This is a genomic window from Methylobacterium sp. Leaf117, from assembly GCF_001422985.1.
In the GTDB taxonomy this organism is placed as follows: Bacteria; Pseudomonadota; Alphaproteobacteria; order Rhizobiales; family Beijerinckiaceae; genus Methylobacterium.
Genome location: NZ_LMNL01000012.1, coordinates 206949 through 222289, shown reverse-complemented (window position 1 = coordinate 222289; position 15341 = coordinate 206949). Strand labels below are relative to the sequence as shown.

At 69.9% G+C, this 15341-nt stretch carries 17 protein-coding genes; 13 read left to right on the top strand and 4 right to left on the bottom strand.

All coding sequences use genetic code 11. From position 1 onward, the window contains the following. Positions 1 to 89: 89 nt before the first annotated feature. The gene (locus tag ASF57_RS08100) at positions 90 to 827 is read right to left on the bottom strand and encodes a histidine phosphotransferase family protein (RefSeq protein ID WP_056190167.1); all 738 of its coding nucleotides are present in this window, start codon (positions 825 to 827) and stop codon (positions 90 to 92) included. A gap of 142 nt (positions 828 to 969) precedes the next feature. Here ASF57_RS08100 and ASF57_RS08095 point away from each other — a divergent pair, with 142 nt between their 5' ends. Next, positions 970 to 1836, top strand: coding sequence for a 3'(2'),5'-bisphosphate nucleotidase CysQ (locus tag ASF57_RS08095; protein WP_056190168.1), 867 nt, complete (start codon positions 970 to 972; stop codon positions 1834 to 1836). A 16-nt stretch (positions 1837 to 1852) separates the two neighbouring features. On the opposite strand, the gene ASF57_RS08090 is transcribed toward ASF57_RS08095, so the two are convergent. Then, on the bottom strand, positions 1853 to 2332 hold the full coding sequence (locus ASF57_RS08090; protein WP_056481781.1) for a hypothetical protein: 480 nt from the start codon (positions 2330 to 2332) through the stop codon (positions 1853 to 1855). Positions 2333 to 2536: 204 nt separating this feature from the next. Here ASF57_RS08090 and ASF57_RS08085 point away from each other — a divergent pair, with 204 nt between their 5' ends. The 5 genes from ASF57_RS08085 to lysA all read left to right on the top strand — a co-directional run bounded on the left by ASF57_RS08085 (position 2537) and on the right by lysA (position 6528). Beyond that, positions 2537 to 3157, top strand: coding sequence for a DUF1134 domain-containing protein (locus ASF57_RS08085; RefSeq protein WP_056190172.1), 621 nt, complete (start codon positions 2537 to 2539; stop codon positions 3155 to 3157). Positions 3158 to 3418: 261 nt separating this feature from the next. Continuing rightward, positions 3419 to 4162 (top strand): hypothetical protein, encoded by a 744-nt coding sequence (locus tag ASF57_RS08080; RefSeq protein WP_244476865.1) that lies wholly within the window; start codon positions 3419 to 3421, stop codon positions 4160 to 4162. Positions 4163 to 4390: 228 nt separating this feature from the next. Beyond that, positions 4391 to 4690, top strand: a complete 300-nt coding sequence (locus ASF57_RS08075; RefSeq protein ID WP_056190176.1) for a hypothetical protein — start codon at positions 4391 to 4393, stop codon at positions 4688 to 4690. Positions 4691 to 4792: 102 nt separating this feature from the next. Next, positions 4793 to 5146: a hypothetical protein gene (locus ASF57_RS08070; RefSeq protein WP_056190178.1), complete on the top strand. Its 354-nt coding sequence runs from the start codon at positions 4793 to 4795 to the stop codon at positions 5144 to 5146. 104 nt (positions 5147 to 5250) lie between these two features. After that, entirely contained in the window at positions 5251 to 6528 is a 1278-nt protein-coding gene (gene lysA, locus ASF57_RS08065) for a diaminopimelate decarboxylase (RefSeq protein ID WP_056481778.1), read from the top strand. 3 nt (positions 6529 to 6531) lie between these two features. Here lysA and ASF57_RS08060 read toward each other — a convergent pair whose 3' ends face one another. Then, positions 6532 to 7059, bottom strand: coding sequence for a DUF533 domain-containing protein (locus ASF57_RS08060; protein ID WP_056481775.1), 528 nt, complete (start codon positions 7057 to 7059; stop codon positions 6532 to 6534). A 203-nt stretch (positions 7060 to 7262) separates the two neighbouring features. Here ASF57_RS08060 and ASF57_RS08055 point away from each other — a divergent pair, with 203 nt between their 5' ends. The 7 genes from ASF57_RS08055 (at position 7263) to ASF57_RS08025 (ending at position 14911) form a co-directional block, all read left to right on the top strand. After that, positions 7263 to 9920: a TIGR02302 family protein gene (locus tag ASF57_RS08055; protein WP_056481772.1), complete on the top strand. Its 2658-nt coding sequence runs from the start codon at positions 7263 to 7265 to the stop codon at positions 9918 to 9920. Between the two features lie 146 nt (positions 9921 to 10066). Further along, positions 10067 to 10252, top strand: coding sequence for a twin transmembrane helix small protein (locus ASF57_RS08050; protein WP_056190414.1), 186 nt, complete (start codon positions 10067 to 10069; stop codon positions 10250 to 10252). A gap of 175 nt (positions 10253 to 10427) precedes the next feature. Then, positions 10428 to 11048: an acyloxyacyl hydrolase gene (locus ASF57_RS08045; protein WP_082503765.1), complete on the top strand. Its 621-nt coding sequence runs from the start codon at positions 10428 to 10430 to the stop codon at positions 11046 to 11048. A 207-nt stretch (positions 11049 to 11255) separates the two neighbouring features. After that, positions 11256 to 11828, top strand: a complete 573-nt coding sequence (locus ASF57_RS08040) for a cob(I)yrinic acid a,c-diamide adenosyltransferase (RefSeq protein ID WP_056481769.1) — start codon at positions 11256 to 11258, stop codon at positions 11826 to 11828. Between the two features lie 213 nt (positions 11829 to 12041). Then, entirely contained in the window at positions 12042 to 12791 is a 750-nt protein-coding gene (locus tag ASF57_RS08035; RefSeq protein WP_056190189.1) for an electron transfer flavoprotein subunit beta/FixA family protein, read from the top strand. Between the two features lie 99 nt (positions 12792 to 12890). Beyond that, complete coding sequence (locus tag ASF57_RS08030) at positions 12891 to 13838, top strand: FAD-binding protein (RefSeq protein ID WP_056481766.1); 948 nt, start codon at positions 12891 to 12893, stop codon at positions 13836 to 13838. A gap of 191 nt (positions 13839 to 14029) precedes the next feature. Further along, positions 14030 to 14911, top strand: a complete 882-nt coding sequence (locus tag ASF57_RS08025; RefSeq protein WP_056481763.1) for a 3-hydroxybutyryl-CoA dehydrogenase — start codon at positions 14030 to 14032, stop codon at positions 14909 to 14911. A gap of 29 nt (positions 14912 to 14940) precedes the next feature. On the opposite strand, the gene ASF57_RS08020 is transcribed toward ASF57_RS08025, so the two are convergent. After that, on the bottom strand, positions 14941 to 15243 hold the full coding sequence (locus ASF57_RS08020; RefSeq protein WP_056190194.1) for a hypothetical protein: 303 nt from the start codon (positions 15241 to 15243) through the stop codon (positions 14941 to 14943). Positions 15244 to 15341: the final 98 nt, after the last annotated feature.

Here is a 15341-nt window from a genome sequence, read left to right as displayed (position 1 = left end):
CATGGATCAAAGTGGGAGACCGCGATAATATTTGTTGATCTCCCGCCTATCCGCCTTGGGGCAGGCTTTTTCCGGGGTCTTGCCCGGCCTCAGGCGAGGGCCGTCTCGGGCGGCTCGGAATCCGAGGGACGGTCGTCCTCGATGGCCTTCGGGGCCGGGGCATGGGCGTCGGGGGCCGGCGCGACGGATTTCGGCGTCGCTTCGATCGTCACCGTGTCGCCCTCGATCGAGAAGCGCACATCCATGTTGGCCGCGCGGGAGACGAGGCCGGCATAGAACGGCAGGATGCCGTGGGCGTCGACGGTGCCGCCCTCCGGGGTTCCGGCGATCATCGCCTCGACATGAGCAGGGATGCGGGCATGCGAGCCCTTGCTCTTGAGGACGAGGGTCGGCGCCTCGCCGTCGCCCCGCACCACCACGTCGATGAGGCCGCCGCGCGGGATCGCGCTCTGGGCGATCATCACGAGGTTGAGGAGCAGCTTGACCTTGTTCTTCGGATAGAGCGCCTGCGGCGCGCTCCAGGCGAGCTGCGTCTTGTCGTCGACGAACATGCCGCGCGACACCTTCTCGGCGTCGGCGAGGTCGATCGAGGCTCCGGCCGAGCCGGCCGCGCCGAAGGCGATGCGGGCGAATTGCAGCCGGGCCGAGGCCTGGCGCGCGCTCTTGGCGATCAGCTCCAGGGCGAATTCGCGCATGGAGGTGTCGCTCTCGTCCTCCAGAACCTCCAGGCCGTTCACGATGGCGCCCACCGGGCTGATCACATCGTGGCAGACGCGCGAGCACAGCAGGGCGGACAGGTCGAGGGCGTCGAGATCGAGGGGGGTCATGGTGCGCTCCGCGCAGGCGTTTCGGGGCCGCGTCCGGTCGTGAACGGCACCGATAGACGGCGCCGATTGCTTTGAAAAGCGTCTCGGCCCGTCGCGATCCGGGTCGACAAGGGTCTGTGGCACGGGCATCATAGGCAGTATTATGTCGATTGATGCTCCGACGCGCGACCGTATTGCCGCCACCCTGATGGAAATTGCCTGCCGGGCAGGCGAAATCCTGAAACGGCATCACGGCGGCGATTGTCCGCACGTGGTCAAGCTCGACGGATCGCCGTCGAGCCAGGCGGATGCGGAATCCGAGGCTTTCATCCTCGCCGAACTCGCCCGGCACTGGCCGGGCATCCCGGTGATCGCCGAGGAATCGACCTACGATCATCCGCCCGCGCCGCTGTTCTTCCTGGTCGATCCCCTCGACGGTACCCGCGACTTCCTTGCCGGCAACGCCGAGTACAGCGTCAATATCGGGCTGGTCGCCGGCAATCGGCCGATCGCCGCCGCCCTCGCGGCTCCCGGCCTCGCCCGGGTCTGGGGCGCGGGCGCGCAGGCCTTCGAGGCCGAGATCCACGACGGACGCCTCGGCGAGCGGCTGCCCATCGGGGTCCGGCCGATGCCGGACAAGGGCCTCGTCGCCCTGCGCAGCAACCGCCACGGCGATGTCGAGACCGAAGCCTGCCTGGGGGCTCTCAGGGTGAGTGCCACCCGCTCGGCCGCCTCCGCCCTGAAATTCTGCCTGATCGCCTCCGGCGAGGCCGACATCTACGTGCGCTGCGGCCCGACCATGGAATGGGATACGGCGGCCGGGGACCACATCCTCACGGTCGCGGGCGGCTGCGTCGTCGCGCCGGCCGGACGGCCGATGACTTATGGCCATTACACCCGCAACTACCGCAACGGTCCGTTCGCGGCCCTGGGCGACGCCCGCTACGCCGAAAACCTCGTCCTGCCCGAGCGCAGTCCGGCCGGGCGCCCTTCGGAACGGCGCTCGGCGCAGGGCGAGAGCCGGATCTGAGCCGGCGTCCCGGCGCTCAGTCCGACAGGTTTCGATCGCGCTGTTCCCGCAGCGTCGGCCAGCGGGCTTCGGCCCGGGGAGCGAGGCTCGGATCGGCCATCGCCCGCGCCCGGTGCGCTTCGTTGCGGAACAGGTAGAGCCGATCGCCGCCGTCCGGACCCGACAGTCGCGCGAAGATCAGCGGGTCCGTGTCGACGAGTCGCCCGTCCAGGATGCCGACCGCATCGAAGCCGCCGAGGCGGGGTGCGTAGGCGATCGGATCGCGGCGGAAGGCTTCCAGGTTTCCGGCGCGCGCGAAGCGCCAGGTCCGGCCATGCCAGGCCCATTCGTAAGCCGGGCGCCCCGCCTCGGGTCCGTCGAGGAAGTAGCTGACCGCATCGAAGCCGTTCAGGGCGATCGGGCCGGCCGGCAGGTCGAGGAGGCTGGTGGCCCGGGCGATGATCGGGTGTCCGACGCCGGCGGCGGCGAGGAGCCAGTGACGGCGTGTTAACCACATGTTGCTTTGTTTCGCATCATGGTCGCCAAAATCGGTTGCCGGAACCGGTCGGCAGATCCGGTTGCGGCCTTCGCCGGGGATCGGAGCGCACCGACACGGGGTGACGTCCGCCCCCAGGGTTGTCCGGCGATGGATAGCGCGGCCTCGGTTAGCAAGACGATACCGCCTCGCATCGGCGGCAGGGATAAGCAGGAGGGACGAGGCATGACGTCGAACCATCGGGCCGCCCGTGCCCTCTCAGCGCCCCGCCCCGCGACGCGGCGCGGTTTCGTCGGCGGCCTCGCGGGCGCGCTGCTCCTCGGTGTGTCGCCGCGTGCGCTCGCCGCCGTCGAAGGCGGGCCGGGCACCTTCCGTCCGGAGGAGCTGGTCGATAACGGCCACCGCTTCTTCGGGTCGATGTCGCGGGGTCTGGCGAAACTCGTCGAGGAGGCGACCCGCCGCTGGGGCGAGCCGAATGGCTACATCCTGGGCCAGGAGGCGTCCGGCGCCATCGTGGGCGGCGTCCGCTACGGCGAGGGCACGCTCTACACCCGCAATGCCGGACAGCGCCGCATCTACTGGCAGGGGCCGTCGATCGGCTTCGATGTCGGCGGTGACGGGGACCGCACCATGATGCTGGTCTACAACCTTCCGGCCGTCTCGGGCCTGTATCGCCGCTTCGGCGGCGTCGACGGGTCGGCCTACCTCGTCGGCGGCTTCGGCATGACGGCGGTCACGGCCGACAACATCGTGGTCGTGCCGATCCGGACCGGTGTCGGCGCCCGCCTCGGCATCAATATCGGCTACCTGAAATTCACCAGCAAACCGACCTGGAACCCGTTCTGACCCGGACGCCCGGCGCTGCGGCAGCAGGTCGCAGCCGGCCAGGTGCCGAACCGTCCCGAGCGGCCCGGGCGGCGGCGCATAGGGGGTCGTCTTCGTGGTTTGCGCCGAAGTCCTGCCGTCGGTCACCGATGCCGCCTCGGCTTTCTGAGAGAGCCTTGCCCATCCCGGGGAGAAATGGGCTAAACAGGCGACCCAGGGGCGACGGTGCCGGGCGCATCGGGCGCCGTTCCCGTCCACGGCGTCTTGGGTGAGCGTTACCGCGTGATCGAAACCGTGATGATCTTCGCGCTCGGCTTCCTCGCCGCCAGCCTGTGCGCGCTGCTGCTGCTGCCCGCCGTGAACGCGCGGGCCGCCCGCCTGTCCGAGCGCCGCCTGCAGGCGCGCCTGCCCCTTTCGATCACCGAGGTGGCGGCCGAGAAGGATTACCTGCGGGCGCAATTCGCCGTCGCCCAGCGCCGGCTGGAGCGGAAGGTCGAGGCGGTGACCGCCCATCGCCACGCCGACCTCGCCGCCATCGGGGCGCGGACGATGGAGGCCGCCGCCCTGACCCGGACGGTGGAGGCGCGCGACGCCACCCTGAGCGAGCGCGAAGCGGTGATCGCGGCGACGCGGGCGACCTTGAACGCGGTCGAGCGCGATCTCGAAACGGCCCGCCAGGACACCGCCCTCGGCATCGCCACGCTGCAGGTGCTGGAGGAGGCCCACCGGGACGTCCTCGACGACCTCATCGCCCTCCGCTCCGGGCCGGTCCAGCCGGGCGGCGCGACCGACACCGCCGATGCGGGCAGGGATGTCACGGATCTCACCGCCGCGCTGGTGGCCGAGCGCGAAACCCTGCGGGCCAGCCTCGCGGCGGCCGAAAAAGCCCTCGCCGAGGTGATGGCCCGCCGCGACGGCGAGGCTGCCGACCTCCGACGCCGGATCTCGGACGTGGCCGACGGCCTGATGCAGGGCGAGCGCCTGCCGCCGGCCTCGGCCTTCTCGCTCCCGGCCCAGACCAACTGAGGGTTCTGCCGCCAACCCGGATCAACCGAGGGATCGGCCGCCAAACCGACGTGGCGGCCTGAGGCGTCGTCATGTGCGCCGGAAAACGCGGCGGCCGTTGCGTGGACCGGAAATCGCGGCGTAGAAAGCCGCCTGACCACGCGGCGACCACCCGCGCGCCTTGTTTCGACCATGTCGGCGCTTCATCGGATCGCCCATTCCCTGTTTTTGAGACGGACTGCGCCCATCATGGCCCTTAAGCTCACGTCGCTTGCCCTCGTCCTCGCCGGAACGGCCTCCATCCTGGCCGCGCCGGCCCTCGCTCAGCCGGCCGCCCAGCCGCAGGGGGCCGCGGCACCCCAGACCAAGCGGGGCAACGAGACCCTGAAGAAGTACTGCACCGGCGACTACCTGACCTATTGCGGCAATCTCGCCACCGACGATCCGGCCCTGGACAAGTGCTTCCAGACCAACTGGACCAAGCTGTCCGAGAATTGCCGTCGCGCCATCGACGTCTACCAGAAGACCGACGGCAAGAAGAAGGGCTGAGCCTCGTCGAACGCCAAGCGGGACAGCGTCGCCGTCGTGCTCGCCTCGCGATGCCGCAACGGCTATGCTGTCCGCCACCGCGTTTCGGATCGCCAAGCGTTGATGTTCCTCCCCGCCCGCCATCTGCCGACGATCGCCCTGGTCGGTCTCATCGCGCTCGGCGCCTCGGCCTGCGGCCGTCGCGGCGCGCTCGAGCCGCCGCCGGGCACCGAGGCCGCGCGCTCGTTCGCCCGCCCGGGTCTGCCCGGCGTCGCGAGCCCCCGCGCCCTGCCGCAGAGCGTCGGCCTCGGTGGCGGTACTGCGGCGCCGGATCCGGAGGCCGTGCGGGCCGGTGACGAACTCGACACCCTGGCGGTGCCGGGCTCCGGGGCGGAGGCACCGGTGAAGACGACCCGCGGCGCCAAACGCGGCTACGTCGTTCCCAACCGGCCTTTCCTGCTCGATCCACTGCTGTAGAAGCGGGTCACCAAGCTCCTCCCCCTCCCCCGTGCGGAGCGGCGCGCTTCGCGCTGCGCCGTGCCCGGACGATGATCCCGGTCGGGACGCTCGCAGGCAGGCCGATGCACCACTTCCACTATCGCGATGGCCGTCTTCGGGCCGAGGATGTCGATCTGACCGCCCTCGCCGAGGAGGTCGGGACGCCGTTCTACTGCTATTCGACCGCCACCCTGGAGCGTCACTACGGCGTCTTCGCCGAAGCGTTCGGGGGCGACGACGCCCTGGTGTGCTACGCCATGAAGGCGAACTCCAATCAGGCCGTGCTGACGACCCTGGCGCGCCTCGGCGCCGGGATGGACATCGTGTCCGAGGGCGAGTTGCGCCGGGCGCTGGCGGCCGGCGTCGATCCGCAGCGCATCGTGTTCTCCGGTGTCGGCAAGACCCGCGGCGAGATGGCCGCCGCCCTCAAGGCCGGCATCTACTGCTTCAACGTCGAGAGCGAGCCCGAACTGGGCGAACTCTCCGCCGTGGCCACCAGCCTCGGTCTGACCGCGCCGATCTCGATCCGGGTCAACCCCGATGTCGATGCCGGCACCCATGCCAAGATCTCGACCGGCAAGTCCGAGAACAAGTTCGGCATTCCGTTGAGCCGGGCCCGGGCGGTCTATGCCCACGCGGCGACGCTGCCGGGCCTCGCCATCTCCGGCGTCGACATGCATATCGGCAGCCAGATCACCGATCTGGCGCCCTTCGACCACGCCGCCGGCCTGCTCGCGGGGCTTGCGCGCGACCTGATGGCCGAGGGCCATCCGCTCCACCACATCGATTTCGGCGGCGGTCTCGGCATTCCCTATCGCGACGACAACGCCCCGCCGCCGGAGCCGGCCGCGCTCTCCGCCATCCTGCGCCCGCATTTCGCGCCGCTCGGCCTGCGCCCGGTGTTCGAGATCGGCCGGATGATCGCCGGCAATGCCGGTATCCTGGTCACGCGGGTGATCTATGTGAAGCGCACCGAGGGCCGGACCTTCGTCATCGTCGACGCGGCGATGAACGACCTCATCCGCCCCACCCTCTACGACGCCTATCATGGCCTGCGCCCGGTCACGGAGCCGACACCCGAGACGCCCCGTCTCGTCGCCGACGTGGTCGGACCGGTCTGCGAGAGCGGCGACTACGTGGCGCTCGCTCGCGAGATGCCGGAGGTCGCCCCCGGCGACCTGATCGCCATCATGAGCGCCGGGGCCTATGGGGCTGTCCAGGCCGGCACCTACAATTCGCGCCTGCTGGTGCCGGAGGTGCTGGTGCGGGGCGCCGACGCGGCGGTGGTGCGGCCGCGCCAGAGCTACGACGACCTGATCGGCCTCGACCGGGTGCCCGGCTGGCTCACCCCGCAGGCCTGACCGTCACGCCGCCAGTTCGGCCTCAATGCGGCTGACCGCCTCCTCGGGGACATCCAGGGTCTCGGCGAGACGCTTCAGGAACTCGCGCTCCTGCAGGGTGTCGGCCAGCACCGAGAGACGGACGGCGGCGTAGATCCGCGCCGCCTGTTCCGGCGTCTTCACGGCGTCCCCGATCTCGTCGAGATCGACCGGGTCGGCGATCTCGGCCTCCAGCCACGCCGCTCCGTCGGTGGCCAGGCCCGAGGCCTGCACCGCCGCGTCGAGACGCTGACGCTCGTCCTTGTCGATCAGGCCGTCCGCCAGGGTGGCGGCCACCATCGCCCGCAGCATGATACGAGCCTCGTCCTCGCCCACCGTAGGGGCCGAAGCGTCGGCGGCGGGAGCCGCTGCCGCCTCCGGCGCGCCCGGCCCCCGCAGGGCCCGCGCCGCGAGACCCGCCACCAGGGCAAGGCCCCCGAGCGCCGCCGTCGCCGCGAGGCTGCCCCGCCGCGAGCGGACCAGAGCATCGACGAGGGGTTTGATATCGACCATGGCGGGCATCCTTCCGGCGTTCTGAAAATCGTGGCAGCAACCCGCGAGAGGCGCGACCGGTTCAGATCGATCCCTCGAACGACCGGACCGCTTTCGACAGGACCCCTCCCCTGGGCTGATTTGACCCCGCCGCACGGCGCCTCCACCATGCTAGCCTGATCGGCAGGCGTGCCGCCGATGCGGCGCGCGAGGAGCCAGACACGATGGGCGAGGCCGAGCCGGCGACCTCCACGGGCAATCCGCAGGCACAGGCGACCGGCGGTGCCGGGCCGCAGCAGCGGCTCGACCGCCTCGTCGCGCGGTCGCAGGTGGCCGGGCTGTGGGAACGGGCCTGGCCGATCCTGTGGCGCGGTTTCGGCGTTGGGCTCGCCTTCCTGACCCTGTCGTGGCTCGGGCTCTGGCTCGACCTGCCGCCATTCGGCCGCATCGTCGGCCTCGCCCTGTTCGCACTGGCGCTGGGGGCCGTGCTCCTGCCGCTCGCGCGTCTGCGGCCCGGCACCCGCCGGGAGGCGCTGGCGCGGATCGACCGCGAGGCTGCCGCCAAGGGTGGCGCGCTGGCTCATCATCCCGCCGCGGCGATCGACGACACCCTGGCGGTCGGAACCTCCGACCCGGCCACCCGCGCCCTCTGGGCCCTGCATCAGGCCCGCGCCGTCGCCGCCGTGGCAGGCCTGAAGGCCGGCCCGCCGCGACCCGCCATGGCGCGGCGCGACCCCTTCGCACTGCGGGCCGGCCTGATGGTCGCCGCGGTGGCGAGCCTGTTCGTGGCCGGCGCCGAGTGGCGCCCGCGCATCCTCGGGGCCTTCGACTGGCAGGCGCCCACGGCGCCTGGGCCGAACTTCCGGGTCGACGGCTGGATCGACCCGCCGCTCTACACCCGGCTGCCGCCCCTGGTGGTGACCATGACCGGCGACCGGCAGCGTCTGCGCGCGCCGGTCAATTCCACCCTGATCGTCCGCATCGCCGGCCAGGGCGAAGCCGTGCTGACGCCCAATGCCGGCTTGAAGGCACTGCCCGGCAAGCCCCCGCAGGCGGACCTGCGCGAGGACCGCTTCCAGCTTACCGGCGAGACGGCCGATCTCACCATCGCGACGGTCGGCGGTCCGACCCAGCACCTCGTGATCGAGACCATCCCGGACACCCCGCCCGAGGTGCAGCGCATCGGTGCGCTGGACGTGAATGCGCGCGGGACTTTCAACCTGACCTACCGGGCCAAGGACGATTACGGCATCGCCGCCGCCGAGGGCCTGGTCGAGCCCCTCGCCAACACCCGCTCCCTGGTGCCGCCGCCGCGGATCGCCCTGGCGCTGCCGGCCGATGCGACCGGCGAGCACGACACCAAGACCCTGGTCGATCTCACCGACAATCCCTGGTCGGGCGCCCGCGTCCGCCTGACCCTGGTGGTGAAGGACGAAGCCGGCCAGGAGGGGCGCACCCCCACCGCCGAGATCACCCTGCCGGCCCGGATCTTCGCGCAGCCCCTCGCCCGCGCGCTGGCCGAGGAGCGCCGCCGCCTGATCACGGCGCCGGACGAGAGCCGCGGGCGGGTCCAGACCGCCCTCGATGCGCTCCAGATCGCCCCGGACCGGTTCACGCCTCAGCCCAGCGTCTTCCTCGGGCTGAAGACCGCGTCCCGCCGCCTGCGGGCCGCCCGCAACGACGAGGCCCTGATGGAGGTGGCCGACCTTCTGTGGGAGATGGCCCTGAAGATCGAGGACGGCGATCTTTCCGACGCCGAGAAGAGCCTGCGCGCGGCACAGGACAACCTCAAGCAGGCGATCGAGCGCAATGCGCCCGACGAAGAGATCAAGAAGCTTACCGAAGATCTCAAGCAGGCCCTCGACAAGTTCATGAAGAACATGGCCGAGCGTCAGCGCAAGGATTCCCAATCCCAGGCCGAGAAGCGCCCGCCCAATCCGAACGCCAAGACCGTGACGCCGGACGACCTCAACAAGATGCTCAGCGACATGGCCGAGGCCATGAAGCGCGGCGATACGGCGGAGGCGCAGCGGCTGCTCGATCAGCTTCGTGAGATCCTGGAAAATCTCCAGACGGCCGAGCCGGGCGGCAAGTCCGACCCCAGCAGCCGCGAGATGAGCAAGCAGGCCGACGAACTCGACAAGCTGTCGCGCGAGCAGCAGGCCCTGCGCGACGAGACCTTCAAGGACGGCCAGGACAAGCGCAGTCAGCAGGGGCAGGGCCAGCGCGGCCAGCGTCCGCAGCCGGGTCAGCAGGGCCAGCGGCAGGAGGGACAGAAGGGTCAGCCTGGCCAAGGCCAGCAGGGCCAGCAGGGTCAAGGCCAGCAGGGCCAGCAGGGGCAGGGCCAGCAGGGCCAAAAGGGCGAGGGCCAGAAGGGTGGCGCCGGACAGCGCCAGCAGGCCCTGCGCGAGCGCCTTGAAGACCTCCAGCGCCGCATGAAGGACCTCGGCATGCAGGGCGAGGACGGCCTGTCGGATGCCGAGGAGGCCATGCGCGAGGCCGAGGGCGCTCTCGGCCAGGGCAAGGACGGCGATGCCGCGGACGCCCAGGGTCGAGCTCTCGAAGGCCTGCAGCGGGGCGCCGAGGGCATGCAGAAGCAGATGCAGGAGATGGCGGAAGGGGAAGGCGAGGGTAAAGGCGAGGGCGAGGGCGGCGAGAAGCCGAGCCAGCAGGGCCAGGCCGGCAATCGCGACGACGATCCCCTCGGTCGCCCCAGCAAGGGCCGCGACATGACCAGCGGCAATGCCCGCGTGCCGACGGCGGACGAATCCGCCGTGCAGCGCACCCGCCGCATCATGGAGGAGCTGCGCCGCAAGCTCGGCGACCCGAGCCGCCCGCGCGAGGAACTCGATTATTTCGAGCGCCTGCTGCGCCGGAACTGACCCGGCGCCCCGAATTCGGGGCGCCTTCCCCGCCGGGCATCTGTGCCCCCTGGGCTGCGCCAACGGCGCGGCCCATATGGTGCTCAGCCCCGAACCGAACCGAACCGAACCGAACCGAACCGACAGACGCGAGACCTGACCCCGTGATCTCTTCCAACTCTCTCGTGCTCCTCGCCTGTGTGGCGGTGGCGGTGGTGCTGTTCCTCGGCCTCCTCAACATGATGCGCGGCGGCAGCGCGAACGTGTCGCAGAAGCTGATGCGCCTGCGCGTGCTGCTGCAGTTCCTGGCAATCATCCTCATCATGGGCGTGGTCTGGTGGCGCTCGGCCTGAAGCGGTTCCGCGTCCCGGCGATTGTGGCCGGCGCGTAATCCCCGTCGCGTCCGGGAAGCCGGGGGTGTGGCTGGTGAGCCTCACCGCACAGCTATCGGCGATCCGCTCGTCGTGGAGCCTGCCGCCCGCGCGATCGCGCGTGCTAGACAGGACCGGTTCAACCGGAACCGTCTTGATGCATTCCCACTCGTTCCGCCTCGCTGCCGCTGCCGCCGTGCTCGCCACGGCCCTGCCGGTCCAGGCCGCAGACTTCCCGTCCGCGCCGCCGCCGGCCGCCGCCTATCTCAGCCCGGTGAAGCCGCTCAGCATCGTCTCCGAGGTCCGCATCGGCGGGGCCGTGCAGGACCCCGGCAGCGCCGAGCACAACACCAGCAACATCAACGGCGAGATCTTGTTCTCCAAGCCGCTCGTCAGCATCGATCCGTTCTGGCAGGCCTTCGTGCCCCGGGCGACGGTGGGCGGCAGCTACAATTTCGGCGGCCGCACCAGCTACGCCTATATCGGCGCGACCTGGACCGTCGATCTCTTCCCCCAGACCCTGAACAACATGGTCTTCCTCGAGGGCTTCTTCGGCGCCGGCGCCCATAACGGCTACACCGGACCGAAGCCGACCGCCCCGGCCGGTTTCAACACGCTGGGCTGCAACCCGCTGTTCCGCGAGGCGGCCGCCCTCGGCTTCCGGCTCACCGAGCATTGGAGCATCATGGCCACGGTCGAGCACATGTCGAATGCCGGCCTCTGCGCTAACAATCGCGGCCTGACCAATTTCGGCGGCAAGATCGGCTACACCTTCTGAGCGGCCGCATGGTCTGATCCGACAGTCCCTTCGGACTTGCCGGGGCCGGTTTTGCGAGAGCGGGGCCGGCCCTCTGCGTTTGCGGGGGTCTGCGGCGGGCTCCTTCGCGCCCGCGCAGTCTCCCGCGCGCCGGCATAGACTCCCCGGCGCCGGATTCTGCGCTAGGTTCCGCCCCACCGCCAGGCTCGCTCAGGATCGGACGTCATCGTGGTTACGCTCAATCGCATCTACACCCGCACCGGCGACAAGGGATCGACCGCGCTCGCCAGCGGCGAGCGTCGCTCGAAGGCGGACCTGCGCATCGAGACCTACGGCACCGTGGACGAGACCAACTCGTGCATCGGTCTCGCGCGGCTGCATGCGGAGCCGCGCCTCGACGCCATGCTGGGCGCCATCCAGAACGACCTGTTCGATCTCGGCGCCGACCTCGCGACGCCGGAGAGCGCCGAGCCGCCCAAATACGAGCCGTTGCGGATCGTCGCCGCCCAGGTGCAGCGGGTCGAGCGCGACATCGACGCCCTCAACGCCGACCTGTCACCCCTGAAGTCCTTCGTGCTGCCCGGCGGGTCGGCCGCCTCCGCCGCCCTGCACCTGGCCCGCACCGTCTGCCGTCGGGCCGAGCGTCTGGCTGTGGCGCTCGCCGCCACCGAGGGCGAGATCGTTTCGGCCGAAGCGCTGCAATACCTCAACCGGCTCTCGGACTTCCTGTTCGTGGCAAGCCGCACCGCGAACGCCAACGGGGCCGACGACGTGCTCTGGGTTCCGGGACAGAACCGCTGACCGTAAGCGGCCGCAGCTGAGAGCACGGCCCCCGGGCCCTGCGCGACAGGCGCTCGCGCGCGCGGAGCCTTGCGTTGACAAGGCGGAAATGAGGCCGTTACGGTCCGCCGCTTCAATGATCAGGGTCCAGACCTTCGGTTGTGCCGGGGGGCCTTTGCGCGCCGCGCCGACCTGATCGAACAATAACCGTCCGCGCGGAGGAGAGTGAACGCCATGAAGGTTCTGGTGCCCGTCAAGCGGGTCGTCGACTACAACGTCAAGATCCGCGTCAAGGCCGACGGTTCGGGCGTGGATCTTGCCAACGTCAAGATGTCGATGAATCCCTTCGATGAGATCGCCGTCGAAGAGGCGATCCGTCTGAAGGAGAAGGGTAAGGTCACCGAGATCGTCGCCGTCTCAATCGGCCCGCAGCAGGCGCAGGAGACGCTTCGCACCGCACTCGCCATGGGCGCGGACCGGGCCATCCTGGTGAAGACCGACGGCCTCGTCGAGCCCCTCGCCGTAGCCAAGATCCTGAAGGCCCTGGTGGAGAAGGAGGCCCCCGGCCTCGTCATCCTGGGCAAGCAGGCGATCGACGACGATTCGAACCAGACCGGCCAGATGCTGGCCGCGCTCCTCGACTGGCCGCAGGGCACCTTCGCCTTCAAGCTCGAATTCGGCGAGGGCTCGATCGACGTCACGCGCGAGATCGACGGCGGATTGCAGACCGTGTCGCTGACGCTGCCCGCCATCGTCACCACCGATCTGCGTCTGAACGAGCCGCGCTACGCCTCGCTCCCCAACATCATGAAGGCCAAGAAGAAGCCGCTGGAGGAGTTGGCGCCCGACGCGCTCGGCGTCGACGTGACGCCGCGGGTCACCGTGCTCAAGACGGTCGAGCCCGCCGGGCGCAAGGCCGGCATCAAGGTCGGGTCCCCGGCCGAACTCGTGCAGAAGCTGAAAGGCGAGGCCGGGGTTCTCTGAGCCCGACGCCACCCATCGGTTTCACGGCCCGCCGCAGGTTTGCGGCGGGCGATCGGGGTCCGGGACCCTCCCGCTGATCGATTTCGAGGTTCGCACACCATGGCCACCCTTCTTCTCATCGAGCACGACAATGGCGCCGTCCGCGACGCGAGCCTCAAGGCTCTGACGGCCGCGACCGCCCTCGGCGCTCCCGTGCATGCTCTCGTGGCCGGCGCCGGCAGCCGCCCGGCCGCCGAGGCCGCCGCCAAGCTCGACGGGGTCGAGACGGTGCTGCTGGCCGAGGACGCCACCTACGACCACCTCCTCGCCGAGCCCACCGCCGCGCTGCTCGTCGCCCTGGCAGAGCCCTACGACGTGATCGTCGCCGCGGCCTCCACCACCGGCAAGAACGTACTCCCGCGCGTGGCCGCGCTCCTCGACGTGGCGCAGATCTCCGACATCATCAGCGTGGTCTCGCCCGACACCTTCGAGCGTCCGATCTATGCCGGCAACGCGATCCAGACCGTCCAGGCCGGTGCCGGCAAGAAGGTGATCACCGTTCGCATGGCGGCGTTCAAGCCGGCCGGCGAAGGCGGCGCGGCCGCCGCGATCGAGCCGGTCCAGGCCGCCGCCTCGTCGGGCAAGTCGAGCTTCAAGGGCGAGGAGATCGCCAAGTCCGACCGTCCGGAACTGGCCGCGGCCAAGATCATCGTCTCCGGCGGCCGTTCGCTCGGCTCGTCCGACAAGTTCAAGGAGCTGATCGAGCCTCTGGCCGACAGCCTCGGAGCCGCGGTCGGCGCCTCCCGCGCCGCCGTCGATGCGGGCTATGCCCCGAACGATTGGCAGGTGGGCCAGACCGGCAAGGTGGTGGCGCCCGATCTCTACGTCGCCGTGGGCATCTCGGGCGCGATCCAGCATCTGGCCGGCATGAAAGACTCTAAGGTCATCGTCGCCATCAACAAGGATGAGGACGCTCCGATCTTCCAGGTGGCCGATTACGGCCTCGTCGGCGACCTGTTCCAGATCGTGCCCGAGCTGCAGGCCGAGATCGCCAAGGCCAAGGGCTGAGACGAACGCCCGAGACGGCCGGTCTGCGCTGTTCGCACAGGCCGTCCCGGGCGAAGGGTGGTCGCGCGAGGTGGAATTGCTCTAGGACGCTGCCGCCGCAGGACGTTATAAGCGACACGGTCGTTCCGGGCGGCCGGGCGGGGGGCCCGGTCGGCGACGAGGGGACGCCCTCAGGGGTGCGAGTGCAGACGATGGGCATCGATATCAGGACGGTCGGCATCATCGGCGCCGGGCAGATGGGCAGCGGCATCGCCCATGTGTGCGCGATGGCCGGCCTGGACGTCCGCCTGAACGACCGGGACCCGGCGCGCATCCACAACGGCCTCGCCACGGTCGACGGCAATCTCGCCCGTCAGGTCGCCAAGGGCACCATCACGGACGAGCAGCGCCGGACGGCCGTCTCCCGCATCGTCGCAGCGGAGACCTTCGACGATCTGGCGCCCTGCGACCTCGTGATCGAGGCCGCGACCGAGGACGAAGCGACCAAGCGCCAGATTTTCAGCGCGCTCTGCGCCTCACTGAGGCCGGACGCCCTGATCGCGACGAACACCTCGTCGATCTCGATCACCCGGCTGGCGGCATCGACCGATCGGCCGGAGCGCTTCATCGGCATCCACTTCATGAACCCGGTGCCGGTGATGCAGCTCGTGGAGCTGATCCGCGGCATCGCCACGGAAGACCCGACCTACGAATCGGCCAAGGCCTTCATCGCCAAGCTCGGCAAGATCTCGACGATGTCGGAGGATTTCCCGGCGTTCATCGTGAACCGCATCCTGCTGCCGATGATCAACGAGGCAATCTATACGCTGTACGAGGGTGTCGGCTCGGTCGAGTCCATCGATACGGCGATGCGGCTCGGCGCCAACCACCCGATGGGTCCGCTGCAGCTCGCCGACTTCATCGGCCTCGATACCTGCCTGTCGGTGATGCAGGTGCTGTACGAGGGGCTTGCCGATTCGAAGTATCGGCCCTGCCCGCTTCTCGTGAAATACGTCGAGGCCGGCTGGCTCGGACGCAAATCCAAGCGCGGCTTCTACGACTATCGCGGTGAAACGCCCGTGCCGACCCGCTGAGGCGGACCGGCACAGACGGGAATCTCGTCCTACTGCTTGTTGCCGTTGGCCGCGGGCTGGGCCGGAGCCGGGTAGGCCGGGTTCGAGGCCGGCACCGAACCGGTATTCGACGACGACGTCGCGTTCGAATCGCCCTTCACCGAGCCCGTCACTTCCTGGCGGGAAGCGTCCTGGCTCTGCGAGGCGTAGTCCTTCGGCGAATTCGCGCCCTGCCACGTCATCAGGCCGGTGATCGCGATCGCGAGCAGCACCAGGCTGGCGACGAGGACGTAGAGCACCGGCTTGCCGCGCTTGCCCTGCCGGGCTTCCTGGCCGTGTAGATTGTCTGCCATGCGATCCTCGCTTGAACGGCCCTGAAGACCGCTGTTTCGACCCGAGCGTCGATTCCACGGAACCGGGCTCGTGATTGTTGCTCGGGTCTGAAACGCGA

Bases quoted from the DNA above. Each gene is read 5' to 3' on its own strand.
- ASF57_RS08055 (WP_056481772.1), top strand. From the start codon at position 7,263: ATGGGCGAGGCCGAGCCGGCGACCTCCACGGGCAATCCGCAGGCACAG.
- ASF57_RS08095 (WP_056190168.1), top strand. From the start codon at position 970: ATGTCGATTGATGCTCCGACGCGCGACCGTATTGCCGCCACCCTGATG.
- ASF57_RS08025 (WP_056481763.1), top strand. From the start codon at position 14,030: ATGGGCATCGATATCAGGACGGTCGGCATCATCGGCGCCGGGCAGATG.
- ASF57_RS08075 (WP_056190176.1), top strand. From the start codon at position 4,391: ATGGCCCTTAAGCTCACGTCGCTTGCCCTCGTCCTCGCCGGAACGGCC.
- ASF57_RS08035 (WP_056190189.1), top strand. From the start codon at position 12,042: ATGAAGGTTCTGGTGCCCGTCAAGCGGGTCGTCGACTACAACGTCAAG.
- ASF57_RS08090 (WP_056481781.1), bottom strand. From the start codon at position 2,332: ATGTGGTTAACACGCCGTCACTGGCTCCTCGCCGCCGCCGGCGTCGGA.
- ASF57_RS08045 (WP_082503765.1), top strand. From the start codon at position 10,428: ATGCATTCCCACTCGTTCCGCCTCGCTGCCGCTGCCGCCGTGCTCGCC.
- ASF57_RS08020 (WP_056190194.1), bottom strand. From the start codon at position 15,243: ATGGCAGACAATCTACACGGCCAGGAAGCCCGGCAGGGCAAGCGCGGC.
- ASF57_RS08060 (WP_056481775.1), bottom strand. From the start codon at position 7,059: ATGGTCGATATCAAACCCCTCGTCGATGCTCTGGTCCGCTCGCGGCGG.
- ASF57_RS08070 (WP_056190178.1), top strand. From the start codon at position 4,793: ATGTTCCTCCCCGCCCGCCATCTGCCGACGATCGCCCTGGTCGGTCTC.
- lysA (WP_056481778.1), top strand. From the start codon at position 5,251: ATGCACCACTTCCACTATCGCGATGGCCGTCTTCGGGCCGAGGATGTC.
- ASF57_RS08100 (WP_056190167.1), bottom strand. From the start codon at position 827: ATGACCCCCCTCGATCTCGACGCCCTCGACCTGTCCGCCCTGCTGTGC.
- ASF57_RS08030 (WP_056481766.1), top strand. From the start codon at position 12,891: ATGGCCACCCTTCTTCTCATCGAGCACGACAATGGCGCCGTCCGCGAC.
- ASF57_RS08085 (WP_056190172.1), top strand. From the start codon at position 2,537: ATGACGTCGAACCATCGGGCCGCCCGTGCCCTCTCAGCGCCCCGCCCC.